General features: G+C 45.5%; 27 protein-coding genes and 1 other annotated feature. Of the genes, 8 read left to right on the forward strand and 19 right to left on the reverse strand.

The window, feature by feature from the left end; all coding sequences use genetic code 11:
- Positions 1–81 precede the first annotated feature (81 nt).
- From L7D49_RS16165 to L7D49_RS16175, 3 genes are all read right to left on the reverse strand, one after another.
- Positions 82–1,155 (reverse strand): M42 family metallopeptidase, encoded by a 1,074-nt coding sequence (locus L7D49_RS16165; RefSeq protein ID WP_238082689.1) that lies wholly within the window; start codon positions 1,153–1,155, stop codon positions 82–84.
- 171 nt (positions 1,156–1,326) lie between these two features.
- Positions 1,327–2,859, reverse strand: coding sequence for a solute symporter family protein (locus L7D49_RS16170; RefSeq protein ID WP_238082692.1), 1,533 nt, complete (start codon positions 2,857–2,859; stop codon positions 1,327–1,329).
- A complete protein-coding gene (locus tag L7D49_RS16175) occupies positions 2,859–3,242 on the reverse strand; it encodes a DUF485 domain-containing protein (protein WP_269136007.1) in 384 nt (127 codons plus the stop codon). Before L7D49_RS16175 ends, L7D49_RS16170 begins: the two co-directional genes overlap by 1 nt.
- A 279-nt stretch (positions 3,243–3,521) precedes the next feature.
- Here L7D49_RS16175 and L7D49_RS16180 point away from each other — a divergent pair, with 279 nt between their 5' ends.
- Complete coding sequence (locus L7D49_RS16180) at positions 3,522–3,836, forward strand: hypothetical protein (protein WP_238082694.1); 315 nt, start codon at positions 3,522–3,524, stop codon at positions 3,834–3,836.
- Between the two features lie 46 nt (positions 3,837–3,882).
- On the opposite strand, the gene L7D49_RS16185 is transcribed toward L7D49_RS16180, so the two are convergent.
- The 5 genes from L7D49_RS16185 to pepV are packed head-to-tail and all read right to left on the reverse strand — an operon-like array spanning position 3,883 to position 8,673.
- Positions 3,883–4,728 (reverse strand): YtnP family quorum-quenching lactonase, encoded by an 846-nt coding sequence (locus tag L7D49_RS16185; protein ID WP_238082696.1) that lies wholly within the window; start codon positions 4,726–4,728, stop codon positions 3,883–3,885.
- A 30-nt stretch (positions 4,729–4,758) separates the two neighbouring features.
- Positions 4,759–5,403, reverse strand: coding sequence for a tRNA (guanosine(46)-N7)-methyltransferase TrmB (gene trmB / locus L7D49_RS16190; protein WP_238082698.1), 645 nt, complete (start codon positions 5,401–5,403; stop codon positions 4,759–4,761).
- Between the two features lie 25 nt (positions 5,404–5,428).
- A complete protein-coding gene (locus L7D49_RS16195; RefSeq protein ID WP_238082700.1) occupies positions 5,429–6,403 on the reverse strand; it encodes a nuclease-related domain-containing protein in 975 nt (324 codons plus the stop codon).
- A 15-nt stretch (positions 6,404–6,418) separates the two neighbouring features.
- On the reverse strand, positions 6,419–7,270 hold the full coding sequence (gene dat / locus L7D49_RS16200; RefSeq protein ID WP_238082702.1) for a D-amino-acid transaminase: 852 nt from the start codon (positions 7,268–7,270) through the stop codon (positions 6,419–6,421).
- Entirely contained in the window at positions 7,270–8,673 is a 1,404-nt protein-coding gene (pepV, locus tag L7D49_RS16205) for a dipeptidase PepV (protein WP_238082818.1), read from the reverse strand. Before pepV ends, dat begins: the two co-directional genes overlap by 1 nt.
- Positions 8,674–9,041: 368 nt before the next feature.
- Between pepV and L7D49_RS16210 the strand changes: the two genes are divergently transcribed.
- Positions 9,042–9,263: a DeoR family transcriptional regulator gene (locus tag L7D49_RS16210; protein WP_238082704.1), complete on the forward strand. Its 222-nt coding sequence runs from the start codon at positions 9,042–9,044 to the stop codon at positions 9,261–9,263.
- A gap of 75 nt (positions 9,264–9,338) precedes the next feature.
- Here L7D49_RS16210 and L7D49_RS16215 read toward each other — a convergent pair whose 3' ends face one another.
- Both L7D49_RS16215 and L7D49_RS16220 read right to left on the reverse strand, forming a co-directional pair.
- Positions 9,339–10,049, reverse strand: coding sequence for a pseudouridine synthase (locus L7D49_RS16215; protein ID WP_238082706.1), 711 nt, complete (start codon positions 10,047–10,049; stop codon positions 9,339–9,341).
- Between the two features lie 4 nt (positions 10,050–10,053).
- A complete protein-coding gene (locus L7D49_RS16220; RefSeq protein ID WP_238082709.1) occupies positions 10,054–11,670 on the reverse strand; it encodes a putative polysaccharide biosynthesis protein in 1,617 nt (538 codons plus the stop codon).
- A gap of 119 nt (positions 11,671–11,789) precedes the next feature.
- On the opposite strand from L7D49_RS16220, the gene L7D49_RS16225 reads away from it, so the two are divergent.
- Both L7D49_RS16225 and L7D49_RS16230 read left to right on the forward strand, forming a co-directional pair.
- Complete coding sequence (locus tag L7D49_RS16225) at positions 11,790–13,055, forward strand: BaiN/RdsA family NAD(P)/FAD-dependent oxidoreductase (RefSeq protein WP_238082710.1); 1,266 nt, start codon at positions 11,790–11,792, stop codon at positions 13,053–13,055.
- A gap of 125 nt (positions 13,056–13,180) precedes the next feature.
- Positions 13,181–13,462 carry a hypothetical protein gene (locus L7D49_RS16230; RefSeq protein WP_238082712.1) on the forward strand — a complete coding sequence of 94 codons (282 nt, stop codon included), beginning with the start codon at positions 13,181–13,183 and terminating at the stop codon, positions 13,460–13,462.
- 350 nt (positions 13,463–13,812) lie between these two features.
- Here L7D49_RS16230 and leuS read toward each other — a convergent pair whose 3' ends face one another.
- From leuS to L7D49_RS16250, 4 genes are all read right to left on the reverse strand, one after another.
- Positions 13,813–16,230: a leucine--tRNA ligase gene (leuS, locus tag L7D49_RS16235; protein ID WP_238082715.1), complete on the reverse strand. Its 2,418-nt coding sequence runs from the start codon at positions 16,228–16,230 to the stop codon at positions 13,813–13,815.
- Positions 16,231–16,307: 77 nt separating this feature from the next.
- Positions 16,308–16,520, reverse strand: a binding site (T-box leader).
- A 73-nt stretch (positions 16,521–16,593) separates the two neighbouring features.
- Positions 16,594–17,244 carry a CoA transferase subunit B gene (locus L7D49_RS16240; RefSeq protein ID WP_238082717.1) on the reverse strand — a complete coding sequence of 217 codons (651 nt, stop codon included), beginning with the start codon at positions 17,242–17,244 and terminating at the stop codon, positions 16,594–16,596.
- A 19-nt stretch (positions 17,245–17,263) separates the two neighbouring features.
- Complete coding sequence (locus L7D49_RS16245) at positions 17,264–17,950, reverse strand: CoA transferase subunit A (RefSeq protein ID WP_238082719.1); 687 nt, start codon at positions 17,948–17,950, stop codon at positions 17,264–17,266.
- Positions 17,951–18,071: 121 nt separating this feature from the next.
- A complete protein-coding gene (locus L7D49_RS16250) occupies positions 18,072–19,256 on the reverse strand; it encodes an MDR family MFS transporter (RefSeq protein WP_238082721.1) in 1,185 nt (394 codons plus the stop codon).
- A gap of 204 nt (positions 19,257–19,460) precedes the next feature.
- Between L7D49_RS16250 and mnmL the strand changes: the two genes are divergently transcribed.
- A complete protein-coding gene (gene mnmL, locus L7D49_RS16255) occupies positions 19,461–20,420 on the forward strand; it encodes a tRNA modification radical SAM protein MnmL/YtqA (RefSeq protein ID WP_238082723.1) in 960 nt (319 codons plus the stop codon).
- Entirely contained in the window at positions 20,417–21,022 is a 606-nt protein-coding gene (gene mnmM / locus L7D49_RS16260; RefSeq protein WP_238082725.1) for a tRNA 5-(aminomethyl)-2-thiouridylate-methyltransferase MnmM, read from the forward strand. The genes mnmL and mnmM overlap by 4 nt, the downstream gene beginning before the upstream one ends.
- Positions 21,023–21,065: 43 nt before the next feature.
- Here the strand turns inward: mnmM and L7D49_RS16265 are convergent, their stop codons facing one another.
- The 3 genes from L7D49_RS16265 to L7D49_RS16275 all read right to left on the reverse strand — a co-directional run bounded on the left by L7D49_RS16265 (position 21,066) and on the right by L7D49_RS16275 (position 23,141).
- The gene (locus L7D49_RS16265; RefSeq protein WP_238082727.1) at positions 21,066–21,788 is read right to left on the reverse strand and encodes an SDR family NAD(P)-dependent oxidoreductase; all 723 of its coding nucleotides are present in this window, start codon (positions 21,786–21,788) and stop codon (positions 21,066–21,068) included.
- A 1-nt stretch (position 21,789) separates the two neighbouring features.
- Complete coding sequence (locus tag L7D49_RS16270; RefSeq protein WP_238082729.1) at positions 21,790–22,341, reverse strand: DUF4825 domain-containing protein; 552 nt, start codon at positions 22,339–22,341, stop codon at positions 21,790–21,792.
- Positions 22,342–22,547: 206 nt separating this feature from the next.
- Positions 22,548–23,141 carry a 3D domain-containing protein gene (locus L7D49_RS16275; protein WP_238082731.1) on the reverse strand — a complete coding sequence of 198 codons (594 nt, stop codon included), beginning with the start codon at positions 23,139–23,141 and terminating at the stop codon, positions 22,548–22,550.
- Between the two features lie 125 nt (positions 23,142–23,266).
- Between L7D49_RS16275 and L7D49_RS16280 the strand changes: the two genes are divergently transcribed.
- Positions 23,267–23,773, forward strand: a complete 507-nt coding sequence (locus tag L7D49_RS16280) for a GNAT family N-acetyltransferase (RefSeq protein ID WP_238082733.1) — start codon at positions 23,267–23,269, stop codon at positions 23,771–23,773.
- An 80-nt stretch (positions 23,774–23,853) separates the two neighbouring features.
- Positions 23,854–24,513 (forward strand): GntR family transcriptional regulator, encoded by a 660-nt coding sequence (locus L7D49_RS16285; protein WP_238082735.1) that lies wholly within the window; start codon positions 23,854–23,856, stop codon positions 24,511–24,513.
- A 78-nt stretch (positions 24,514–24,591) separates the two neighbouring features.
- Here L7D49_RS16285 and L7D49_RS16290 read toward each other — a convergent pair whose 3' ends face one another.
- Together L7D49_RS16290 and L7D49_RS16295 are read right to left on the reverse strand one after the other, a co-directional pair.
- Positions 24,592–26,019 (reverse strand): carbon starvation CstA family protein, encoded by a 1,428-nt coding sequence (locus tag L7D49_RS16290; protein ID WP_238082736.1) that lies wholly within the window; start codon positions 26,017–26,019, stop codon positions 24,592–24,594.
- Between the two features lie 616 nt (positions 26,020–26,635).
- Positions 26,636–26,866, reverse strand: a 231-nt coding sequence (locus L7D49_RS16295) for an IS3 family transposase (RefSeq protein WP_238080921.1), incomplete at its 5' end; no start/stop codon positions are given.

Consider the following 26,866-nt stretch of genomic DNA (forward strand, 5'->3'; position numbering starts at 1 on the left):
CAACTCCATTCGTGGCAAGACCGTCCTTCATCAGCTGAAAGGACGGTCCGGTTTTTAACTTGCATCTATCACTGCAAACAATCAGACATTCGCTTTGATCGTTTCCACCGTTGTCTTATCACAAGCTTTCACTAGTTTGACGAGCAATTCTTTCGCAGCAGCATAATCATCTGTATGAATGATCGATGCGGATGTATGGATATAACGAGAACAGATACCAATAACCGCACTTGGAACGCCTTCATTGGAAACGTGGACCTGCCCAGCATCCGTGCCTCCTTGGGAGATGAAATATTGGTACGGGATATTATTTGACTCCGCCGTGTCCAAAATGAACTCACGCATGCCGCGGTGAGTGACCATAGTCCGGTCAAAAATACGAAGCAGCGTACCTTTTCCTAACTGGCCAAATTCGTTTTTATTGCCAGAAGCATCATTTGCAGGACTTGCATCGAGCGCAAAGAACAAATCAGGATTAATCATCCGCGCCGCCGCTTGGGCACCACGCAGACCAACCTCTTCCATTACGTTCGCACCGGAGTAAAGCGTATTTGGCAACTCTTCCCCATGCACTTCTTTTAGAAGTTCAATGGATAGTCCGCAACCATACCGATTATCCCATGCTTTGGCCAAAATCTTTTTATCATTAGCCATCGGAGTGAATGGGCACACGGGAACGATTTGCTGGCCCGGGCGAATTCCAATGCGCTTTGCATCTTCCTTATCATCCGCACCGATATCAATTAGCATATTTTTAATATCCATCGGTTTATTTCTAACCTCATCGCTTAATAGATGCGGAGGAATGGAACCGATGACACCGATGATCGGCCCTTCATCTGTAATGATCTGCACCCGCTGTGCCAGCAGCACTTGATTCCACCAGCCGCCTAATGGTTGGAAACGGAGCATGCCGTTATCCGTTATAGCAGTGACCATGAAACCGACTTCATCCATATGGCCGGCTACCATTATACGCGGACCGTCTTCAGGTCCCTTGCGTAAACCGAAGATGCCCCCTAAATTATCTTGCACGATTTCGTCTGAGTATTTTTCTAATTCACTTCTCATATAGCTGCGAACCATATGTTCATTGCCAGGCGCCCCCGGCAGCTCTGTCAGCGTCTTGAACATTGTAAGTGTCTCTTTTTGCATGAAACGTGTCCTCCCCAATCAAGTATGTATTCCTCATATCATTGTAGACCATCTTGCATGAACTTTCCAACAGAATAATTAGGAACCCGAATTAATTTATGCTCAGCATTTCAGCCATTCAAATACATAAAAACGAAGGGGATTTTCGTTCCCCTTCGCTCATGTGAAAGCTTATTCCCGGAAGCCTGTATTGGCACGAACGCTGACTTCTGCATATTTCCGATAATCGGCTTTTTCTTTGGAAAGGATGGTTCCGAGATAACCGCCTAAAAATCCTAACGGCACTGAAATAATGGCCGGATTCGTGAGCGGGAACAAGGCAGTACCGACAAAAATAGCTTGTCCCGGCTCCGGAGCAAAAACGTTCGGACTGAGCACAACGAGAATGAGAGCCGAGAAAAGGCCTGCCGCCATCCCGGTAATGGCTCCGGTCGTATTGAATTTTTTCCAGTAGATCGTATATAAGATGACTGGCAAATTCGCACTGGCAGCGATACAGAAAGCCAAGGAGACGAGGAATGCTACGTTCATCGACTGTGCGAACAGGGCAAGTAAAATGGAGAAAACGGAAACACTTAATGATGCATAGCGTGCAGCCAGCATTTGCTCCCGATCGCTCGCCTTTCCTTTTTTAATAATCTGGCCGTAAATATCATGGGCAAACGCGGATGCTCCGGTTAATACGAGCCCGGCAACAACTGCCAAGATCGTAGCAAAAGCAACTGCAGATACGAAGGACATTAAAATATCTCCACCAAGCACACCGGCTAGCAGTGGTGCAGCCATATTCCCTGCAGCATTCGCTTTCGTAATAGCATCGTAGCCGACAAATGCGGCTGCGCCAAAGCCGAGGAACACAGTCAAAACATAGAAAATCCCGACAATCCATGTCGCAATAACAACTGAGCTTCTCGCAGTCTTCGCATCTTTTACGGTAAAGAAGCGCATAAGAATATGCGGCAAGCCTGCTGTTCCTAACACAAGCGCCAGCATTAGCGACAATGTATCAAGTGGAACTTTATACTTCAATCCCGGCTTCAAATAGTCTGCACCATGCACAGTAGCCGTTTTGACTTCAGCAAACATTTTAACGAGGTTGAAATCGAATTTAGCAAATACGAGAACTGCGATAATAACTGTTCCAAGCATTAGCAGTACAGCTTTGACAATCTGCACCCAGCTCGTTGCCGTCATGCCGCCGAACAACACGTACACTGTCATCATTACGCCGACAATGAGGACAGCAATCCAATATTTAATGCCAAATAGCAATTGAATGAGCGCACCGGCCCCCACCAGCTGCGCAATCATATAAAAGATGACGATCGTGATCGTGCTGAATGCAGCCATTCCACGAACTTTTTTGGCATCAAAACGGGCGTTAATCATATCTGCCAACGTATATTTACCCAAATTCCGAAGCGGTTCTGCAACGAGGAACATGACAACCAAGTACGCGATCAGGAAACCGATACTATAAAAGAATCCATCAAAACCAAAAAGTGCAATCGCGCCTGCAATCCCCAGAAAAGAGGCTGCCGATAAATAGTCCCCTGCAATAGCCAGTCCATTCTGCCACCCTGTTAGTCCTCCCCCCGCCGTGTAAAAGTCGCCGGTAGTCTGAGTCCGCTTCGCAGCATAATACGTAATGAACAAAGTAGCGATGACAATCGCCAGAAATAAAATTATAACCGTTGCATTCATTAAGCCGAGCCCCCATCCCGTTCAATCATTTTAATAATTTCATCTGAATCTTTATCAAATGAATTCGATTTTTTTACGTACATGACACACAAAACCCACGTGACGACGAACTGAGCGGTGGCAAACACCCAAGCCCAAGTGATGTCGCCATACACAGGCGTATTCAATACGGTTGAATACGATGTCATGATCGGCAGCATGAAGTAAAATGCGAGGAAAAAAATAGTCATCGGGACGATGAAACGTTTTTTCCGACGCAACATTTCTTTATACTCCGGGCTTGATACTATTTTTTCGTAATCAATTGCTCCCTGGCCCCCTAAAGGTCCGGCGCCCCCCTTTTTTTGCTTGGCTTTCCCTTTGTGTACGCTTTCAACCTTCATTGAACATACCCCCTTTAATCATAAGTTTTTTGATTATGGAGAAAATACTACACTACCTGGTGAAATATTCAAATACTTATTTATCAAATAATGAGAAATGATAGTTAAGTCCCCTTTTTCGAAATAGTTTATGCTACAAGTGTCGTTTTCCTTCCTAAAACCATTCTTTCTGTAAGCTGTCATCTAGTTCGAATTAATTCACGAGTTATACGGAATCTGCTATAATCAACAGAATTATGGTACACTTGGAAAGAAACTGATAGAGGGGGTTACGTACCAATGAAATTAAAAGATTTCCTTGCGGGAGTGTTAACTGGGGTAGCAGCCGGACTCATCGTCAATCAAGCAATTGGAAGAATCGAAATGAATACACCTGCCGAGGATGTGCTGCGTTCCGTCAAAGAGGCATTTAAAAAAGAGGGACCGATTGATGGTTCTTGGATTGTTATGAAACCTGAACCGTTCCATAATGGCGTCATTACGATGGATGTTTACCGTGGCGGCATTTCACGCATTCAAAACGGCTCCCTTGAGCAATTTGAGTTTGCGGCAGATTCAAAAACCGGAACCGTCGTTGAATTAATTAAAAAATAATAAAAAAGTCGCAGAGGCGGAAAGTATCCCGCTCCTGCGACTTTTCTTATGCATGGCAGTCAATGGTTTCAATCAGTTCTTTTCCTGATTCATCCCACTTTACCAACCGGTACACCGCATCGTGGTAAAAAATAAAACGGTAGCCATTCGGCAATGCTTCTTTCATTAATCGTTCCTTAGCAAAAATGGATGTCATCGGGTAGTCGTCATACGCCAGCACCCATAGCGGATTGCTATGAGCGTGCGTCGGCATAATATCTCCCATGTGAAGAATTGTTTCGCCTTCTTGCTCAAGCTTTACAACGCTATGGCCGTCACTATGGCCGCCCGTATGAATCATGGAAATGCCCGGCAAGATTGTGATTTCGTCAGTAAACGTCTTCACTTGCTGCTGGATTGGCTCCCAGTTTTCCTTCCAATACGTATTTCTCGATCGGATATTCGGATTGCGCATTTCATCCCATTCGACTTGTGACACGATGATTTCGGCGTTCGGAAACATGGAAACGAGCTCGCCGTCCTGCAATCCCGTCAATCCTGCTGCATGGTCATTGTGCAAATGTGTCATTAGAACGAGATCGATATCGGCAGGTGTCAATCCTAATTCATCTAAGCTTTCTTTAACTCTCGATTCTGCCCGGACACCAAGATTCCGTTTCATTTTTTCGTTCAGTTTTCCGTTCCCCATACCTGAATCGATCAACATATTTTTGCCTTCATATTGAACGAGGATCGGATCCGTCCGCAGTTCAATCAAGTTATCCTCATCGCAGGCGTAACGCTTTGCCCACAATGCTTTCGGAACAACACCAAACATCGTCCCGCCATCCAAAAAGTTGACGCCCCCGTCTAACCATGTCAATTTCATATTGTGAAACGTATATGTATCCACAATTCCATCCCCCTTTACTTAAGTAGTGCATTATTCGCAGAACTGTGCTTCCAAACGGTAGATCGGCATGCCTTTCGCCGAAAACTTCTCTTCATACTCCGTCATAATGTTATCTTCCGGCATATCCGCATGAAGGTCCAACGAAACGAATTGAAGTTTCATTCCATAAGCGGACATGGATGTGAGCGAATACTCGAACAGTTTTCGGTTGTCTGTCTTGAAATGAATTTCGCCATGCTTTCGCAGAACTGTTTCATACCGCTGTAAAAACGACTCATGCGTCAAACGTCTTTTCGCATGTCTTGTTTTAGGCCAAGGATCGGAAAAATTCAGGTAAACCCTGTCCACATGCCCGTCTTGGAACAGCTCAGTCAAATTAGCGCCATTCGCGCGCAATAAGCGCAAATTCTTCGGCTTGTCCATTTCAATTACCTTTTCCAGCGCCGAAACGATGACATTGTCAAAAAGTTCGATGCCGATATAGTTGATTTCAGGATTGGCAAGTGCCATGCCGATAATAAATTGACCTTTCCCCGTACCCACTTCAATATGGATCGGATGATCGTTGCCGAATTCCTGCTGCCAATCCACTTTCGGCCGTTCTTCGTCCAGAATTAACACATCTGGATGCTGGGCCATAAAATCCTTTGCCCATGGTTTGTTGCGTAACCGCATATCTCTACACTCATTTCTATAATCTTTATTCTTCCTCGTCCTGTTCCTCTGGCTGTTCAAATGATTCCAAAAGCCGGCTCATCGCAGTCGTCTGGCCGATATCCAAGATGGCTTGCGCCGCTTTAAATTGATTAAATTTCATCGGTGTCGTCGATTGCGCCAAACCATTGAACCAATCTGGGAACGAACGCCGGTCAATAGCCCGGATATCATAAGGCGATCCGGGATAATCAATATAGCCATTTCGGGAGACGATATATTTGCGTACCGGGAAATCAATTCCTTCCCGTGCGAATAGCCCCGTTATGATCTTTTCCATCCGGTTCAAGCCAATTGTCGGATTTAACAATTTTGCTTCCTGATCCCCGAACTTTTTTAACCAAAACCGATCGCTCTCCCCGATGAAAACTGCTGCATCTTCCTTTTCAACGACTGTCAGACACATGCATTCGATGGGGGTAAGCAATATGATGTCCAGTTCAACTGGTGCTTTCTTCACTTTTACAATCGGATAATAAAACAATAAATAACTATCCGGTAATTGTAATGTTAATTCCCGCAGAAACGTGTCACGGAAAAAACGAGCGTCCACTCTGGATTTATCCAATAAGGTGGAACTGGCCCATTTGATTTGAAAATGAAACAGCTGGTCCAAGTAGAGCTTGCGCATATGAGCCATGTCATTGGGACGCTGCACAAGGTTCGGCTGAAAATCGAATTCCTCCTCGGCATCAGCTTCCTGCTCCTCGAGCTGCTCATCCTCCGGCTCCTGCTTCCGGTTGAATAACCGGAGAATCGGGCTAAACCATTTCCGATCCTCCGGAATATCTCCGGTTTCTTCATCTTCTGTTTCTAACACAGATAGATCCGTTCCATTTTCCCATTGAAACCTCATCCGTTCCCACTGTGATTTTTTCAGCCTGATAAACTGTGTCGGATATCGTGACAAATCATTTTCATAACGGGAAATATAATCGAGCAACTTCACTAGCTGCGCCATGGCATTTCACTCCGTTCAGTTTGCTTTGACCGGTACTGGGATTTGGCGGGCAAATGCCTCCTGCAACTGTTTCGTTACAGTTCCCGGCTGCCCATTTCCGATCGGATGGCCGTCAATTGAAACGATCGGGGTAATTTCCGCAGTTGTTGACGTAAGGAAAAATTCATCCATGCTTAATGCTTCGATTGGCGTAAACTCTTTCTCCACAAATGGAATTGCGAGTTCTTCGCAAAGCTTCATCACAACCCGGCGAGTAATCCCGTTCAAGATGAGATTTGTGGCAGGGTGTGTATAGACAGTGCCATTTTTAATGCCGAAAACATTGGAGGATGAACCTTCCATCACGATGCCATCCCGTACAAATAATGCTTCTGCACAACCTGCTTCAAAAGCTTCTTGTTTAGCCAATACATTGCCTAATAAGTTCAAGCTTTTAATATCACAGCGAAGCCATCTGACATCGTCGACGATTTTCACTCGGACACCTTCATCAATATTCTTCAAAGGCCGAGGATTATTGATGGCATAAGCAGTCACGACAGGAGTGACCGGAATTTCGGGAAACTGATGCGTTCTTGGGGAAACCCCTCTTGTTGCTTGGATATAAATATGACCCGTTTCAATTTGATTCGCCTTGACTAATTCGTTGGCGACATCGATTAACTCCTCTTTCGAGTAAGGCAGCACCATCTTCACTTTTTCCGCACTTTCCAGAAGCCGGTTAAAATGTTCCTCTGCAGTATAAAGTTCGCCATTGTACACCTTTACAACCTCATATACCCCATCTCCAAAATAATAGCCCCGATCATCGATGGAGATCTTACATCCCTCTTGGTCCTTGAATTGGCCATCCATAAAATAGATCATCATTGTTCCCCTTTCTTTTCTCCAGCCAATCGGCTGATGGCATCTGCATAAATGGCTGTCGCCTTCATCAAGTCTTCTATATATACATATTCATCGGCTTGGTGCGCGACATCCTCCCTATCAGGGAAAAGCATTCCGAAAGCGACGCCTTTTTCCAGCACTCTCGCATACGTCCCGCCTCCAATCGCCAATAGTTCCGCCTCATCGCCAGTATGGTCTGTGTAGACAGCTTGAAGCGTTTTGATGAACGGATCTGCTGCATCGACATGATGTGGTTTGGAATTAGATGAAACAGCCAGCTGAAATGCAGTCTGTTCAAGTCTTTCTTTACACGTCTCGATTTTATCATCAAACGGATACGTAACGGAATAGCGCATACTAACTTTTATGATTCCTCCGGCAGATTCAGTGAATTCTACAATGCCTGCATTCAATGTCGTATCGCCGGACACCTCATCGTTAAATGCTAAACCAAGAAAATTCCCTCTCGTTTCCGTACCAAATGCATCGAGCATGAACTGAGTGAAATCTTTAGATGAGCCTTCCTCGAAGACACGATTCAGGAAGGAAGCAAGCAGCACGGCAGCATTGATCCCTTGATCGGGCTCCATGGCATGTGCGGATTTCCCTTCTACCGTAATGATCGTTTGTCCGTTTTCGTTTGTAATGGAACCTTTCGCTGAGTTGATGTTCAAGTAACTTTCAAACTTCTCAGCTATGTCTGAAGCGTTTAGCGACGTTACCGCCTCCGCATGATCTGGAACCATATTCGTCCGATTTCCAGATCGGAATTTGAGCAGCTGGCCGTCTGGTTTGAATGTATGTTGATTGAAATGAAGCGACGCGATACCTTTCTCTGCATGAATAATTGGAAAATCGGCATCCGGCGCAAAGCCGAGCGTTGGCATTTCTTCTGTTTCGAAATAACGGTCCATACACCGGAAGCCACTTTCTTCGTCAGCACCAACAATGAGGCGGACTCGTTTTGACAAAGGAATACCTGCTTCCTTCACCATTTTCATGGCATGCCAAGCTGCGATTGTCGGGCCTTTATCATCAATTGCACCACGGCCAAACAATTTTCCATCCTTCACAGTCCCTTCAAAAGGACCGTATGTCCAATTGCTGCCCGCAGGAACTACATCGACATGACAAAGAATGCCGAGTAATTCATCGCCTTCTCCCATCTCAATATGACCTGCCATATGATCGATGTCCTTCACCGTAAAACCCGCTCGGCGGCCTTCTTCCAACATCCATTCCAAAGCCTCGGCTGGACCCGGTCCAAATGGAGCTTCCTTAGAAGCAGAGCTTTCATCGAGTACGGAAGGGATGGAAACCAATTGCTGCAAATCTCCGATGATCTGCTCCTGCCGTCGTAACGCCTCTTCTTTCCAATCCATCAATTCAAGCACCTCTTTTCGTTAATACTCTCTATTTTCACACGTTGGGCGAATAAAATAAAGAACAATACGTCGTTCCCATGTATTTCATTTTCAACAGATTCGGATGGATTTTTCGCCCCTCTACACCCAAATTGGTCTCGTCATATTGTCTCTTCTTCAATAGGTTGTACCAAAAGACAAAGTTAACAATAAATTCATGCATTTTTAATAGTAATGCGCTATAATTATATTGTCAGAACAATTCACTGACATTCCTAGATGTGAAAGGAGTGCAATATCAGGAGCAATTTCACGAGCAAAGGTAACATTCAGACGTCTCATGCCCATCGATTTTGGAAAATGAAGATGAAGGAGTGGTCTCCAAGTTGAATCCTGCTACTGATCGTATGCTTACCCGAATCAAAGACGTTTACTTATACATCCTTGACAGAGGTACAGTCACAACAGAAAACGTGGTCGAGGAATTCGGAATAACAAACCGCACCGCTCAAAGGGATTTAAATGTTCTTGAGTACAACGAGCTCATTATAAGCCCGGCACGCGGAAAATGGACGACAACTAAGAAAAAAGTGAAATTGCCTTCCTAATATTGCTTTCCTTAACGGAAAGGAGGCTGTCCGGCAGTCGATATGACATGCCGAACAGCCTCCTTTTTTGCGGATTCACGGCGCGAGGATCGATGACAATTCCTCATCGGTCAATTCGCGATATTCTCCTAAGTCCAATTCATCATCTAGCTTCAAGGCTCCCATCGACAAGCGCTTTAAATAGATGACACGCTTCCCGACCGCCTCAAACATCCTTTTCACTTGATGGAACTTCCCTTCCGTGATCGTCAGCTCAATTTCAGAAATTGAATCGGAATCAAGTATCCGCAAAATGCCCGGCTTAGTTTCAAAACCATCTTCTAGCGTCAGGCCTTGTGCAAATAGCAAAATATCCTCTTCCGTAACGACGCCCTCAATGCGGGCATAATACGTCTTCGGCACTTCCTTTTTCGGCGACAGGAGATTATGTGTCAGCTTCCCATCATTCGTCAATAACAGCAGACCTTCCGTATCCTTATCAAGCCTGCCAACAGGAAACGGATCAAAATGGCGGTCTTCCGGATCCAGCAGATCAACAACCGTCCGATCGCGGAAATCCTCTGTAGCTGATACGACACCTGGCGGCTTATTCATCATAAGATAGATGAATTCCTTATAAACGACCCGCTCTCCTAGAATTGAAACCACATCCTGATGCGGATCAACATGAGAGGCTGCATCTTTTACAGGCACCTCATTCACTTTGACAGCGCCTTTTTTCAATAGCTGCTTCACTTCTTTTCGAGATCCATAGCCCATATTGGCAAGCAATTTATCAAGTCTCATACCGTCACCTTCCAAAACCGAATTTCTTCGTAAATCGTGTCAGCCGTTCTCCGAACAACTTTTGTGCCAATCCTGTTTTTAATGACAGGAATCCATAAATAGCAGCACCGACAGCCGCACAAATGCCGATATAAAGCAAGGCTTGGAATTTACCTCCTACAGGACTGATTGCCAGTAAGCCTTTTAATGTTAAGTGGACAGCGATCAGCATGATCAAATTGAAAATGCTGATTAAGATCAATCGTCGGTACACCATTTTCGAACGATAATTCAATTCCTTGGCGATGACAACGATATTAATACCTACAGCGATGATATATCCAATCGCCGTAGCTGCAATGGCGCCATCCGTTTCAAACATCTTGATGAGTGGAATGTTCAGCATTAATTTGAATAGCAATCCGAGCAAGGACGTGAAGACAATCCATTTATGCTTATCGATTCCTTGTAAAATGGCGGCTGTCACTGTGTAAAGGCCAAACAGAATCGCTACAGGCGCATAGCTGAACAGAACTTCTGCCCCGACTGCGTCTTTTTCATAAAGGAATTGATACGTTTCGTTAGATAGTACCATTAAGCCGATGACCATCGGAACAGTGAGGAATAGCATGATTTGGAACGTTTGATCCAACGAGCGATTGATCCCTTTCTGATCGCTCTTCGTATAGAAGTTTGTAATGACCGGAATGAGCGCCATGGAAAATCCGGTTGCTACCATGACCGGGATCATGACAATTTTATGTGTCAAAAAGTTGAGCATGGATAAGTATTCATCCGATACTTTAGCGAGACCGATCGATCCCATTGCTTCATTAAAAGTAATCATATCAACAAACTGGTATAACGGATTAATGACTCCCACCAAAACGAAAGGTATCGTATAGCCGATCACTTCTTTGTACATATCGACAAACGTAATTTGGCTTGCCGGTGGACTTGCATCATACAGTTGCTGAATTTCCGGCTTGTATTTCATCCAGTAGCGATACAAGACGACAAGTCCTGCGAGTGCACCGATAAATGCAGCGAAAACGGCAAAATTAACAGCAGTCCGCGGGGAGAGTTTGAGGACATCTACAACGACATAAGCGCCGATCAGAACGACTCCGATTCGGATAATCTGTTCAACGAGCTGAGACACGGATGTCGGTTCGAATTTCTGAAAACCTTGGAAATACCCTCGGACAATACTCATAATTGGTACCGCAAGCAACGCGTAGCTGACCCAGCGGATAACAGTTGCAATTTCCTCAATGCTAAAGCTTTGGTCTTCTGATTTATGTACCAGTCCAGCAATCGGCTCAGCAAGGAAGTAGAGTATTAAAAACGAAAGAAAACCGGTAATTGACATAACAAGCATACCGGATTTCATTAATTTCTTTCCTGTGGCATAATCACCTAGCGCATTATATTTGGAGACATATTTGGAGATAGCGAGAGGTGCTCCAGAGATTGCGATGGAAAGCGCCAGATTATAAGGTATGTATGCGTATTGGTACAATCCGACATTTTCTTTCCCGATGATGCTATAAAACGGTATAACATACAATAGACCAAGGGCTTTCGATAAAAACAGCCCAATGGTTAAAATGGCCGTGCCTTTTACTAAATTTGATGACATAAATGATCCATCCATTCTTTAGAGCTATGTTATAGTTTACCCCCGACCGTCAAATTTCACAATGGGTATCAATGTTATTGTGTATAATAAAGAAAAACAGAAAGTGTGGGGTACCTACTATGTATGACGTTATTATAGTCGGCGGGGGTCCTTCCGGCTTGATGGCTTCGATTGCGGCAGCTGAAAACGGAAAAAAGGTCCTCCTGCTCGATAAAGGAAAAAAGCTTGGACACAAGTTATCCATTTCAGGGGGCGGGCGCTGCAATGTGACAAATCGCCTTCCAATCGAAGAAATCATTAAACATATACCCGGAAATGGCCGTTTCTTATACGGACCTTTTTCGGTTTTCAATAATGAAGACATCATCCGCTTTTTTGAAGGACTAGGTGTGCCGTTAAAAGAAGAAGATCACGGCAGAATGTTCCCTGTATCAAACAAAGCAAAGGATGTCGTCAACGCACTCCTGTCCGAAATGGAACGTCTTCATGTGGACGTGAAACTCGAGACACGAGTGAAAAAACTGTTGATGGACGACACACAAGTGATAGGAGTGCGGCTTGAATCCGGTGAGGAAATTCGCTCCCGGGCCATCGTAATCGCAGTAGGCGGTAAAGCAGTTCCGCAAACCGGTTCAACAGGCGACGGCTACCCATGGGCAGAAAAGGCCGGACATACCGTGACAGAACTCTACCCGACTGAAGTTCCTTTACTATCGAATGAGCCATTTATCAACTCGGCAGAACTGCAAGGGCTCGCATTAAGAGATGTAGCCGTATCCGTTTTAAATGCAAAAGGGAAAGCTCTCGTTACGCACCAAATGGACATGCTCTTCACCCATTTCGGATTAAGCGGACCTGCCATTCTCCGATGCAGCCAATATGTCGTTAAGGAAAGAAAAAAGAACGGCAATCAGCCCGTCGATATCCGAATCGACTCGTTTCCTGACAAAAATGAAGAGAACGTCTTCCAGCTATTATCTACCCACATCAAGGAAGATCCAAAGAAGGCTGTAAAAAATGTCTGGAAAGGCCTCGTGCCAGAACGCTGGCTATTATTTCTACTCGACCGCGCCGGCATCGACCCTAGCGAAATCGGCGCCACGCTCGCAACCGAAAAACTAAGAAGGCTCGCCACTTCCTTAAAAGCATTCACGATGAAAGTGAACGGCACCCAGCCCATCGAGAAAGCGTTCGTTACAGGCGGCGGCGTTTCGGTCAAAGAAATCGAACCGAAAACGATGGCCTCCCGCAAAAAAGAAGGACTTTATTTCTGCGGCGAAATCCTCGACATCCACGGATACACAGGCGGCTATAACATCACATCCGCCCTCGTTACAGGCCGCATAGCAGGCATGAGTGCCGGACAGTATGCTTCGGAGGAATGAAAAAATTGAAAGTGGAGGCTGTCCTGTTTTGGGCAGCCTTCATGATATATGAATGGTCAACGGCTGAATGGCTTTAGCTGGGAATTCGAGGCTAAAGCCATTTTTCTCGTTAAGAGAGAAAATGTTTGCCGTTGTCTTTAATTAGTATCGATTGGTGTGGATTCGTTGATCGTTATAGATCGCTTTGCAGAGTATATTGGCGTTCATTTCGGGTTATTGGCAACCTGAGTTTTTGGCTTTCAGCTCGAGTTATTGGCGTTCACCCAGAGTTATTGGCGTTCAGCCTGAGTTATTGGCGTTCAACTCGAGTTATTGGCGTTCGGCCCGAGTTATTGGCGTTCACCCGGTTTTATTGGCGTTCGCTTGATATTCTGGCGTTCAGCTCATTTATCTGGCGTTCGGCTTGATTTTCTGGCGTTCAATTCATTTATCTGGCGTTCGGCTTGATTTTCTGGCGTTCAGCCCATTTATCTGGCGTTCAACTTGATTTTCTGGCGTTCAGTTCATTTATCTGGCGTTCGGCTTGATTTTCTGGCGTTCAGCTCATTTATCTGGCGTTCGGCTTGATATTCTGGCATTCACCCGGTTTTATTGGCGTCCACTCATATATCTAGCCTTCTTTACCAAAGGTATCGGTCACTTCGCCAGGTAATATCAATCACTTCAATTTCGCCTACTACCTAGCATCCTTACCCATGTATCCAAAACAAAAAACAGATGGAGAAAAACGATTGTTTTTCCCCATCTGTTATAAATGTCACTCTGCAGCGACGATATTGACAAGCCGGCCTGGAATGGCAATTACTTTTTTCAGTTCTTTGCCGTCGATCCATTGCTTCACTTGCTCGTTTTCAAGGGCTGCTTTTTCCAAGTCTTCTTTGGAGATGTCTTTGGATACTTCCAATTTCGCTCTCACTTTACCGTTGATTTGGACAGCGATCTCGATTGTGTCGTCTTGCAGCTTGGATTCGTCATAGGACGGCCATGCTGTGTACGTAATTGATTCGGAATGGCCCAATTTTTCCCACAGCTCTTCTGCAAGGTGTGGTGTAATTGGCGAGATCATTGTAACGAATCCTTCCACGTATTCTTTAGGAATGGAGTCCGCTTTGTATGCTTCGTTAATGAATACCATCATTTGCGAGATAGCTGTATTGTTGTGCATCGCTTCGAAGTCTTCGGTTACTTTCTTCACCGTTTGATGGTATACCTTCTCTAGCGGTCCACCTGTCTCTTCTTTGATTTTCTCGCTAAGTGTTCCGTCTTCATTGACGAATAGGCGCCAAATTCTATCCAAGAAGCGGCGTGCTCCGTCAAGTCCGTTCGTCGACCATGCTTTCGATGCATCAAGTGGTCCCATGAACATTTCATAAAGACGCAATGAATCCGCGCCGTGCGAGTGGACGATATCATCCGGGTTGACGACGTTCCCTTTGGATTTAGACATTTTTTCATTGCCTTCTCCAAGGATCATGCCTTGGTTGAACAATTTCTGGAATGGCTCTTTCGTTTTGACGACGCCCACATCGTACAATACTTTGTGCCAGAAACGCGCATATAGCAAGTGCAAGACAGCATGCTCTGCTCCGCCGACATAAATGTCAACTGGAAGCCAGCGCTCTGCCAATTCCGGATCAATGATCATGTCATCATTGTCTGGATCGATATAACGAAGATAATACCAGCAGCTGCCTGCCCATTGTGGCATCGTATTCGTCTCGCGGCGTCCTTTCATACCAGTAGCCGGATCAACGACATTTACCCATTCTTCAATGTTAGCAAGCGGTGATTCGCCTGTACCGCTCGGTTTAATGTTTGTTGTTTTTGGAAGAGTCAAAGGCAGTTCCGACTCATCGATTGTCGTCATGGAGCCATCTTCCCAATGAATGACTGGGATCGGCTCTCCCCAATAACGCTGTCTGGAGAACAACCAGTCGCGAAGGCGGTACGTAATTTTCTTTTCGCCTTTGCCATTTTCAACGAACCAGGCAATCGCCTTCTCGATCGCTTCCTCTTTGCCAAGCCCGTTCAGGAATTCGGAATTGATGTGCTCCCCGTCACCTGTAAACGGTTCATTCGAAACATCGCCACCAGCTACTACTTCGACAATCGGAAGATCAAATGTCTTAGCAAACTCGTAGTCTCGTTCATCATGCGCAGGCACCGCCATAATGGCACCTGTACCATAAGAAGCCAAGACGTAATCCGCGATCCAGATCGGCATTTTCTCGCCGCTTGCCGGGTTGATTGCATAAGCGCCCGTAAACACGCCTGTCTTTTCTTTTGCCAGATCCGTACGTTCCAAGTCGCTTTTCACTTTTACTTTGTCCAAGTACTCGTTAACCGCCTGACGCTGCTCATCTGTCGTAATTTGCTCCACCAATTTATGCTCTGGAGCCAAAACTGCATATGTCGCGCCGAAAATAGTATCCGGACGGGTCGTGAATGCTTCGAATGACAAGTCTGTACCGTCAATTTCAAACGTCAATTGTGCGCCTTCTGAACGGCCGATCCAGTTTCTCTGCATATCCTTCAAGCTGTCTGGCCAATCAAGATCATCCAAATCTTCAAGCAAGCGATCCGCGTATTCTGTAATACGAAGCACCCATTGTCTCATTGGTCGGCGTTCAACCGGATGGCCGCCACGCTCTGATTTCCCGTCGATGACTTCTTCGTTCGCAAGTACTGTGCCAAGTGCCGGACACCAGTTGACTGGCACTTCATCGATATAGGCTAAGCCCTTATTAAACAATTGAATGAAGATCCATTGCGTCCATTTATAATACTTCGGATCCGTCGTATTGATTTCACGGTCCCAGTCATATGAAAATCCTAGATCGTTCATTTGGCGTTTGAACGTCGCAATATTTTTCGCCGTAAATTCAGCTGGATCATTGCCAGTGTCAATCGCATATTGTTCAGCCGGCAATCCGAATGCATCCCAGCCCATCGGATGAAGAACGTTATATCCTTGTTTCCGTTTAAATTGGCTTAGGATGTCGGTTGCAATGTAGCCGAGCGGGTGACCGACGTGCAGCCCGGCACCGGATGGATACGGGAACATATCTAGCGCGTAAAACTTTGGTTTTGAAGGGTCATTAATTGTTTTGAACGTCTTTTGATCCTTCCAGAATTGTTGCCATTTCTTTTCAATCTGCAAATGGTTGTAACTCATGAAATCATTCCTTCCTGCTCTCTAAATCATGTCATTGCGAGTATAGGGAAAATAAAAAAATACCCCCGTCCCTTATGAAAAGGGACGAGAGTATTTCTCCCGCGGTGCCACCCAAATTAGCAGATTGCTCTGCTCAGCTTGATCCGTAACGAGGACAACGGCACCGGCTAGTTTTAAATTCACCGATACGGGCTCAAAGGCGAGTTCATCTTTGGGTCGTACAGGCTTGCACCAACCGCCTGCTCTCTAAAACGACCTTCCGGATTACTACTCCTTATCATAGCCAACACTATTTAGAGTTAGTTTATTGTAGTGTACCCTACTATGTTACAAAATACAACAACTGAATTCAGACTGTGGGTTTTACCGCAATCCATCCACCACACGCAAATCCGCTTCCGTCGAGTCGATCACTTCATCGACTGTGAATCCTTCAAATACCTCTTGTAACACAAGCCCTTCTGGTGTCACTTCAATTAGGGCACGTTCCGTAATGATTTTATGAACTACGCCTTTTCCCGTAAGAGGCAGTGTACATTCCTTTTTTATTTTCGCAGATCCGTCCTTCGCCACATGATCCATAATGACGATGATCTTCTTGGCGCCATGGACAAGATCCATCGCTCCGCCCATCCCTTTGATCATCTTGCCCGGTATCATCCAATTGGCGAGGTCGCCTGTTTCTGAAACTTCCATGCCGCCGAGTATCGCCACATCGACATGCCCTCCGCGGATCATCGCAAACGATTCGGCGCTATTGAAAAACGCAGAACCAGGTATGGTCGTTACTGTTTCTTTCCCTGCATTGATCAGATCCGGATCCACTTCATCTTCAGTCGGATAAGGCCCGATGCCCAGCAGTCCATTTTCCGACTGCAGCACAACGGTTTTATCCGGCGAAATATAATTTGCTACAAGCGTCGGCATGCCAATGCCTAAATTGACGTAATCCCCATCGTTAATTTCTTTCTCAGCCCGTCTTGCGATACGCTCCCTGAAATTGACTTTTGTCATAATCGCCAGTCCCCCTTTTTCATCGAGTCGTCAAACGCTCAATCCGTTTTTCCTGCTTCGCCTGGAGCAGCCCCTGCACATAAATGCTCGGTGTATGAATTGCTGCTGGATCCAATTCCCCTGCTTCCACGATCTCTTCCACCTCAGCAATCGTGAATTTGCCGGCAGCCGCCATCATCGGATTGAAATTCTGGGCTGTCTTGTTATAAATTAAATTTCCGAACTTGTCGGCTGTTGCAGCTCTTACCAAGGAAAAGTCTGCCACGAGCGCCTCTTCCAGCACATATTCCTTACCGTTGAAAAGGCGGACTTCCTTTCCTTCTGCAACAACAGTGCCAACGCCCGCCGGAGTGTAAAATGCCGGAATTCCGGCACCGCCAGCCCGTATCTTTTCTGCCAATGTCCCTTGCGGCGTCAATTCCACTTCAATTTCACCGGAGAGGACCTGGCGTTCAAATTCTTTATTTTCTCCCACGTACGATCCGATCATTTTTCGAATCTGTCTTTCCTTCAGGAGCAACCCGAGTCCCCAGTCGTCCACTCCGCAGTTATTCGAAATGATGGTCAGATCTTTTACTCCCTTTTCTACAAGAGCTAAAATGAGCTGCTCCGGAATTCCGACAAGACCGAACCCGCCAACCATCAATGTGGAGCCGTCCTCAATACGCGAAACCGCTTCCATAGCAGACGTGTAAATTGGTTTCATGCAACATCCCCCTTTGTTTGAAAACGATAATTTACAATACCTATCATATTCTATTAAAACAAACTATTTTATCTGTTGCAATTTATGTGGAAATGAAAGCATAAAGAAAAACCGGCAACCTTTACGGTTGTTCCGGTTTTATCAATTGCCCTTTAAGGGGTTTATCGTAAAGAAGAGTCGTCACAATGGATATGCTCATAAACGCAGTTAAAATGAGCAACATCGCTTTCATTCCATACAGTCCAACGAGGACACCGCCGGCAAAAGGACCGATCATCCGTCCAATTGTAGCTGTTGAGTTAACAATCCCTTGATAGAAGCCATCTTTCCCTTTCGGCGCCAACTGGCTCGCCAATGTTGGGATAGCCGGCCAGACAATCATTTCCCCAAAAGTGAGGATGACCATGGACGCAATGAACATTTGGAAGGAGCCTGCAAAGCTGACCATGATGAACGAACCGATGAATATCAGCGTTCCGATGATCATCTGTGCCTTCAGCTGATGCTCCAGCCGCTTGATCAAAGGCCGGATAATCGGTTGACCTAATACAATCAAAAGACCATTGACCGTCCAAATTAAACTATATTCCCTAAGCGTGACACCGAGGGACAGTGCATGGGTTGAAATCGTAGTCGACCATTGGGAATAAACAAGCCATGTCAGCAAATACCCAGTCGTCAAGATGAGCAGCGCGTAAAACGGCGCTTTCTTCTTGATCGGCGAAGTTTCCCTAAATACATCGGTGTGGCGGTCCGGTGCGATTCTGATGTTCTTATATCCGAAATAGGCAATAAACAGGAATAGAATGTAAAAAATCAAATTTGCGCCGAAAATATAGTCGATATGGAAAGATGCAACGAGACCTGCTAACGCTGGACCGATTGCAACGCCAACGTTTTGCGCAAGGTAAATGGAATTAAACGCCTTCCTCCCGCCTTCCGGCCAAATTGTGCCGACCATTGCATACATACTCGGGAAGATGATTCCGCCGCTAAAACCGAGTACGGTCAATAGAATGACATACGGATACCAGTCATGCCGAAATACTAGCCCGACAAGCGCAAGGACAGAAATCAGAATTCCGCCCATGATCGACTTATATCCGCCGATCCGGTCGAATAAATAGCCGCCAAGCAAGTTGCCGATCACTCCGGCTCCCGAATTGGCCATGAGCACCAAACCTGCAACAGCCAGCGACTTTCCTAAGTATTCATGCATATATATCGTATTCAACGGCCACAAAAAGGAGTTGCCGATTACGTTGACAAACATGCCGATGACGAGCAGCCAAACTTTTTTAGGCATCTTTCTGCCTCCGTTCTTCCAAAAATATAATTTGAGTTTATGCTTTTTTTCAAAGTCAAACAAGCACATCAGTATATGTTCCATAATTCAGATCATATGAGCTGGGATCCTAACGGGTTCATTCCTTATACTTCCGGTTTACCCGATTCACCAAATTCAAGTCCCCATTTATGGTACAATTTATCCGTAAGGAGATGAACTGACGTGGATTTGCACACATTGCCGTTCCCTTCAGAAGGGAAACGTTATCATACATGGTCCAAACATTTAAAGGACAAATTCGGATTCAAAGTATTTAAGATTTCATTGGACGCAGGCTTTGATTGCCCTAACCGGGATGGTACGGTCGCTTTTGGTGGCTGTACATTTTGCAGTGTGGCCGGATCGGGCGATTTTGCAGGCGACCGGGCAGAACCGATCGATGTCCAGTTTGCAAAGATCCGGGACAAAATGCATCAGAAATGGAAGAACGGGAAGTACATGGCGTATTTCCAGGCGTATACGAATACGCATGCCCCTCTTCCTGTCCTGAAGGAAAAATTCGAAGCCGCTCTCGCGCAAGACGATGTGGTTGCACTTTCTATCGCAACCCGCCCTGATTGTTTGCCTGACGACGTAGTTGATTATTTGGCGGAGTTGAATAAAAGAACGTATTTATGGGTGGAATTAGGTCTTCAAACAGTCCATGAGAAAACGGCCAGGCTCGTAAACCGGGCACATGATTACGCGACGTACGTGGAAGGTGTAGAAAAACTGAGAAAGCACGGCATTCAAGTATGCTCTCATATTATTAACGGACTCCCAATGGAAGACTACGTTATGATGATGGAAACAGCAAGAGAGGTTGCTAAGCTTGACGTGCAAGGAATTAAAATTCACTTGCTTCATTTGCTAAAAGGGACGCCAATGGTCAAACAATATGAAAAAGGCTTGCTGACCTTCCTTGAAAAAGACGACTACATCCGGCTCGTTGTCGACCAGCTTGAAATCCTCCCGCCCGAAATGATCATCCACCGGATTACGGGCGACGGACCGATCGATTTGATGATCGGCCCTATGTGGAGCGCAACGAAATGGGACGTTCTCAATGGGATAGATAAAGAGCTTGAGCGGCGGAACAGCTGGCAAGGAAAATTTTATTCAAAGGTGGTAGAGACGCTGTGAGCAGTTCGATTTTATTACATCGTGTTCTTCCGTTTTCAAAGCGGTTGATCGAAAAAACCGTGGCGCCAGGCGAAACTGTCGTCGATGCAACAGCGGGGAATGGCAATGACACACTCTTTCTAGCCGAACTAGTCGGAAAAGACGGGCATGTGTATGCATTCGATATCCAGCAAGCCGCACTGGATGCAACAAAGAACCGGCTAGGAGAATTACATGACCGGGTCACATTGTTGCTGGACAGCCATGCCAATGTCGACCAGCATGTCAATCAACCGATTGGCGGCGCAATGTTCAACTTAGGTTACTTGCCCTATAGTGAGGATTTGTCCATTATTACGAAAGCCGAGTCTACGATTGAAGCGGTCCGCAAACTGCTAGGGTTGTTGAAAGTAGGCGGGATCATTACCATTTCGGTATATGATGGGCATACAGGCGGCCAGGAGGAGCGGGATGCCCTGCTCGCCTTTGTAAAGAAAATACACCAGGCCGATGTCCATGTCATTCGGTACGAGCTGTTAAACCAACGAAAAAACCCTCCATTTTTGATTGCACTGGAAAAAGTGAAAGACTTTCAAACCGTCCGCCTCATTGAAGAGGCATAAAAAAAGCGCCATCTGAGATAGTACTCAGACTGGCGCTTTCCATTTACAATTGTCGCAAATCTAAAATCGGCCCGCCCGCTTTCTTGAAATCGGTCTCCATAAAAGCGATTAATTTTCGGGCTGTCTCTTCTGCACTGCTCAATTTTCCTTCTTCTTTGTAGTTGATGAACCGCTCCAGCAATGGGAAGTCAGCTGCTTCGCTTGAGCGAATCGTCTCTTGCATACCCGTATCAATGATTCCTGGCGCTATGGAAGCGATTTGTACGGGATTTTCGGCGGACTGCTGCTCCAGCTCCACGACACGTGAAAAGTGGTCAAGCCCCGCTTTGGTCGTGCAATAAACGCCCCAGCCTTCGTACGGATTTCTGCCGGCTCCGGATGAGATGTTTACAATCTTTTTCGTCCCTTTAAAATCAGCCAGCCGGGAAATGAACGCATTCGTAAGAATCATCGGCGCTGCCAAATTGACAGTGACTGCCTTGCCAATCATTTCTGGCTTCACTCCCCCAACCAGTCCAATTGGATCTACTATGCCCGCATTGTTCACAAGTGTGAAAGACGTTGCGGTTTCCAAGTGCTGCTCAATGATCTCCTTCATCACATTAGGCAATAAAGTCGTTTCTGCCAAATCGACTTCTATAAAATTATCTTCAAAGCCTGGATTTGTTCTAGCCAGTCCAATTACTTGTTTCCCTTGCCGTTTTAACTGGGCCGCCAGCTCCCATCCGATTCCTTTTGATGCTCCGGTAATAATGACGATGTCCATATTACGAATCCCCCTCCTTATAGGATTGCAGCCAATCCTCCTGCTCTCCGTCCTTCAGCTTTTGTTGGACTTGCTTCTTAAATTCCTCCGGGTTCTTTAAACTCTCCCACTCGGAGCCGAACCAATTTTCAACGCGATTCCTCGTCGTTACAAATGAAGTATCTAAAAATCTCATCTCAAGTTTATCCAAGTTGTGAATGAGCAAAAAAGCGGCCGTCGAATTATACAGAAACGCCTCTTCTGCTCTGCCTTCCAGTTCCCCTGCATTCACATTATAGTTCATTACAAGCGAAAGCTGATCAGGATCCATCTCGAATGTCCCTTTGTAATCATTCAAGGGCAGCGCTTGAAATAAATTTCCTACATTCGAGGCGTTCCCCATGTATGGATTGTCATATTTCAGAACTTGAGAAAAATCATGCTGACGCGGATCCTGCTGCAGCTTCTCTTCGCCAAGTTTCGATTTCGCAGGTATTTCCACATATGCGATCCAAATGTATAGCGGAATCGCAAGCAGCACAATCAATCCAATGAGCATTCTCCTTTTGTCCATCTAACCACTTCTCCCCCATTTGTTTTCTTCAGTCTATCATTCTGGACATAAAAAAGCATTCTACTTTGACAGTATCTAATTATGGAGGAAACAGCTATCTGCGCCTTCGGGGCGAACGAAGAGTAACAATGTCCCGCCTACATCAACCAAGCGAAAAAAACTGCCCTAGAAAGTCAGTTCCGCTGACATTCTGGACAGTTCCATTCTTACTCAAGTATTTTGATTTTAACTTTCTTTCTTCCCCAATCATATGCCTCACTTTTGGAATTAAAGAATACATCAATTTTATTTCCTTTAATTGCACTTCCTGTATCCCCGGCAATCGCATATCCATACCCTTCCACATGCACTTTTGTGCCAAGCGGGATCACTTTTGGATCGACTGCGATCACTTTAACATCGGGATTTTTCTTCAAGTTAATGCCGGTGGAAGTGATTCCGCTGCAGCCATTGCAATTCGCAGTGTATGCACTGGCAGAGACGGTGAATTCTTTGACGACATTGTCTGTATTAGATCGTGATGGTGTCTTCTTGGAAGATGCTACGTCCTTTTTGGTAGTTTGGTTGGCGGCAACCTTCTTCGGATTCACTACATGTAATGTTTGCTTAGGGTGAATGGTATTGGATTTTAACCCGTTCCACGATTTTAATTGATTAACTGAAACGTGGTGGGTTTTCGCTATTTTATAAAGCGAATCTCCTTGTTTGACCGTATACTTTGAAGAAGCTGCAAAACTTTCAGACGTTCCGCCAATCAAAAGTGTTACTGCAAAAATAAGCGTCACAATTCGTTTTATCAAGTTTTCTACTCCTTGCGTTTTAGTCTACAATTAGATTAACAGTCTCATATTACAGCTACGTTACAAAATGGCGCAATTATTATTACATTTCTAATCTGAATATTACAAACGAGAGGACGCTTGTCATGTTGATCAGAAAAGCAGAACTGAAAGATACAGAAGAAATCGCCTCCTTGCTAATTAGAGCACAATGGTTCACTTATAAAGAACTCTATAGTGAACCATATATACAGCAGCTCATTGACAAATATTACAATATGCAGCGAATTCGTGAGGAAATTAAAGAAGTCAGCGATTCTTGGCATGGCTACTATGTTGCTGTTGAAAAGGGAAAAATTACAGGCATTATCGGTGGAGGCTTGGTCTCAGAACGTGTTGGAGAAATTTATGTCTTCTACATAGATCCTGAAATGAGGGGCGGCGGAATCGGCACCCGACTTTTGGAGTTTTATTCAAAACTGCAGAAACATCGATATGATGTAGTTGAACAACGGGTATCTGTTGCAAAGGGAAACCAGTTTGGCATACCTTTTTACGAAGCAAGGGGTTTCATTTTCAAAGAAGAGCAAATCGCCTATGGTGCAGACGAAGAAGATGAGGATCTCTCTCTTCTATACAGTAGAATAATTTAGCACAGCAATATATTGTATACCTTTCCGAGTTACACAATTTACGGTATACTTATAACAAATAGATGAGGATGGTGATTCAGTTGCCGATACCTTCAAATTACGAAAAGACTTCACGCATGACAGCAAAAGAAGCAGCCTTCACCCAACTGCAACAGTGGATCATCGATGGTACATTGCAGCCTGGCGAGAAATTAAATGACGTGGAATTGGCTCAGGCCTTAGGCGTCAGCAGAACGCCGATTCGAGAGTCATTGCAATTATTGGAAGTGCAAGGGTTCGTCAAACTATTTCCGGGAAAAGCCACGCAAGTGACAGAGGTCGAGCAGGAGGACATCGTCGATCTGCTCCCGCCACTAGCCGCTTTGCAGGCACTTGCAGCAGAACTCGCAGTGCCAAATGTGACTCCCGATGTAATAGAAGAATTAAAAAAGGTGAATGATGATTTCGCGGCGGCAGTCCGGGATGAGGACTATTTCAATGGACTGAAGATTGACGAGACGTTTCACCAAATTATTGTGGATACGGCTGAAAACCCTTACATCACGACCATGGCGGCTTCGTTGCAAGCGCATGTAAGAAGACTGTTCTTCCACAATTCCATTATCCTCACAGAGCAATCCATTGAGGAACATGAAAAAATCATCAAGCTGCTGCTCGAAAAAGATGCAAACAAAGCGTCTGAAGTCATGAAGGAAAATTGGGTTAGAGCAATTGACGAATTTAAGTCGTTGCGAAAATAACACAGACATTAAAACGGCAATGGAGAAGTAATAACTCCCCATTGCCGTTTTTCTTTTTGACTGACTGCGAGTCTTTGTTTATCTTTCGAGCAAAATTGGCGCTTGTTGTCGGTAATAAAGAATCTTCCGTGCATATTGGATAGCCGCGGCAAGCGTTGCAAGCAAACCGACCACGACGGAAAGCGTGTAATCGAGCGACAGGCCTTCCGGAGCATACAGCCAATATGTGCAAACGACAGCTGTCATGAAGAGGGCTGGAATGCCTGCAATGAAATGTGCTTTCCCTTCTCGCATGAGGAAGGAAGCAGCCGTCCACAACATAACAGTAGCGACGATTTGATTGGTCCCTCCAACATATCTCCATAAGAACGAATAGTCGATGGTAGAAAGATAAAACACAGGGGCACCAAGACCGACTGTAATGACAGCAACGACCCATTTCTTCTCTGGATTAAACCATTTAGACAATGATTCGGTAGCAATCATCCGTGCCGATCGAAGTGCCGTATCGCCAGTCGTAATCGGCAAGATGATAACACCAAGAATAGCGAGGATGCCGCCGAATGTTCCGAGCAAGGAAGTAGAGATTTCATTGACAACACCTGCCGGACCTCCCGCAGCCAATGCCCCCTGCAATCCACCCGTCCCTCCGAAAAATGTCATGCCGGCAGCTGCCCAAATTAGCGCGATAACTCCCTCAGCAATCATGGCACCGTAGAAAATCTTGCGCCCTTCTGTTTCCTTCTTCATCGTCCTGGAAACGATCGGACTTTGCGTACAGTGGAAACCAGAGATCGCTCCACATGAAATCGTCACCATGAGCAATGGCCATATTGGCAACTCACCTGGATGCAAATTAGCAAACGTCAGATTCGGTATCTGTTTGGAACCTAAGACGAGAGCTGCAGCAATGGCAACTGCCATGATGATTAATATAGCTCCGAAAATCGGATAGATCCGTCCGATGATTTGATTGATCGGCAAGATGGCCGCTAATAAGAAATAACCGAAAATAAGAACGAGACAGAGCCCAAATGAAAGTGGACTAATAGATGAAATTAGCTGTGCTGGGCCCGCTGTAAAGGCTGCCGCCACTAATAACATCAATACAATGGAAACGATGTTAACCGATTTCCGGACAAATTCCCCCATATATTTTCCGACCAGCGTAGGGAATTGAGCTCCACCATGCTTTAAAGAAAGCATGCCTGAAAAATAATCGTGTACTGCCCCTGCGAAAATACAGCCGAACACAATCCATAAAAATGCAACAGGACCATACAAGGCACCGGCGACCGCACCGAAGATTGGGCCAAGACCAGCAATGTTCAATAATTGAATTAACCAGCCTTTCCACCAGCTCATCGGCACATAATCGAGCCCGTCCTGTTTGGTATACGCTGGCGTTTGCCGGCTGTCGTTCACGACAAACACTTTTTCAATGACTTTTGAATACACTGCATATCCTGCAAACAGCAGAAGAAGAGAACATATAAATGTTACCAAACAAAACTCCTCCCTCTTTCAATATACAGACTATTATATATAATCTAAACTATAAAACAAGCACTATTACGGAAAACGGGTATATTGTTTCAGTCAGTGCATAATGGAATGTTCATGCTGCTAGCACGCCTGAGTATTCATCAAGCGCATGGCAATCGGTCAGCTTCCGGAAGTTTTTATGATTTACTAGGGGCTACTGCACTTTTTTACTTAAAGCAGTAAATATGGTGTTAGTTTTTTGTGGGATTTAATCGCTTGAGGTGCCGTATTTATGCGCGGGTACCGGAGCCGTTTGCGCGGGTGGCAACTGTTTATGCGCGGGTGCGGGGACTGTATGCGCGGGTACCGGGGCTGTATGCGCGGGTAGCACTGTTTATGCGCGGGTACCGGGGGCTGACTTACACCCTGTCAAGGAGACACTCTATAAACCGCTCAATTCATTTTGTTGCCAGACCTTTTCCGTTTCTTAATACATCTATTTGCGACTTGACTCGGAGCCTCTACAGGCATGCTTCCCGAACCAGGAAACCAGCTCCGGAGGCTGGTTCGGCCCGCCAAGGCTATCATGCCTGCCTCTCCAAGTAAAGTCGCCAGCTAGTACCACCCGTTCATCCGCTCAGGCAGCTTGCGCCAGCCGATATGCAATCGGACTCATCTTGAATTTCAATTGGGGCCGAATTCCGTTATAATAGGCAATGTAATCTGTGACGGCTTGGATCATCTCGTCCTGGGTCTCTGGAGTAGAGAAACCCGGCATCTCTGTCTTCAACTTGCCGAAGAAGCTTTCGATGCATGCATTGTCCCAGCAGTTGCCTCTGCGGGACATCGATTGGACGAGATTCATTTC

Origin of the sequence: Sporosarcina cyprini (genome assembly GCF_022048975.1) — a bacterium.
GTDB lineage: Bacteria > Bacillota > Bacilli > Bacillales_A > Planococcaceae > Sporosarcina > Sporosarcina cyprini.